The 820-nt window shown below is 64.5% G+C and carries 1 protein-coding gene; it reads right to left on the minus strand.

From position 1 onward, the window contains the following. Nucleotides 1–67 precede the first annotated feature (67 nt). The gene (gene aqpZ / locus JV201_RS15300) at nt 68–760 is read right to left on the minus strand and encodes an aquaporin Z (RefSeq protein WP_177042236.1); all 693 of its coding nucleotides are present in this window, start codon (nt 758–760) and stop codon (nt 68–70) included. Nucleotides 761–820 lie beyond the last annotated feature (60 nt).

Genomic DNA, 820 nt, shown 5'->3' on the forward strand with positions numbered 1-820 from the left:
CCCAACTGGACAGCAACACGCTGGAGGGTTTCAGCGGTAACGCCGGGGTACGCATGAGCTGGTAGGCTTACGCCTCCCGGGGGCAGGTAACCGCGCGGGCAACGATGGCGCCCACCACCGCACCCGCTATCGGTGCCGCCCAGAATAGCCACAACTGCATCAGGTATTCCCCGCCGGCAAACAATGCCGGCCCGGTGCTGCGCGCGGGGTTGACCGAGGTGTTGGTGACGGGGATGGCCACCAGGTGAATCAGCGTCAGGGTCAGGCCAATGGCAATCGGCGCAAATCCGACAGCCGCACCCGGGCCGGTGACACGCATGATGATGAACACAAAAAAGAACGTCGCCACCGCCTCGACCACCAACGCGGCCAGCAGGCTGTACTGCCCGGGGCTCAACTGGCCATAGCCGTTGGCGGCGAAAGCACCCACTTCAAACCCCGGACGGCCACTGGCGATCAGCGCCAACACGGCGGCGGCGACAATCGCACCAGCCACCTGGGCAATGATGTACGGCACCACGTCCCCCCCCGGCATCCGGCGTCCCACCCACAAGCCGATAGTCACCGCCGGGTTGAAGTGCGCACCGGAAATACTGCCCACCGCGTAGGCCATGGTCAGCACCGTCAAGCCAAAGGCCAGGGCGACACCGGCGAAGCCGATCCCAAGCTCCGGAAACGCCGCGGCCAGTATCGCGCTGCCGCACCCGCCGAAGGTCAACCAGAACGTCCCAAGAAACTCTGCTGCGATTTTCTTTTGCAAACCAACTCCACCCAATGCCAACGCCATCCGATTGATGGACCCGGCGGCGACGGTAGCAAA

Origin of the sequence: Pseudomonas sp. Colony2 (assembly GCF_019382755.1) — a bacterium.
GTDB lineage: Bacteria > Pseudomonadota > Gammaproteobacteria > Pseudomonadales > Pseudomonadaceae > Aquipseudomonas.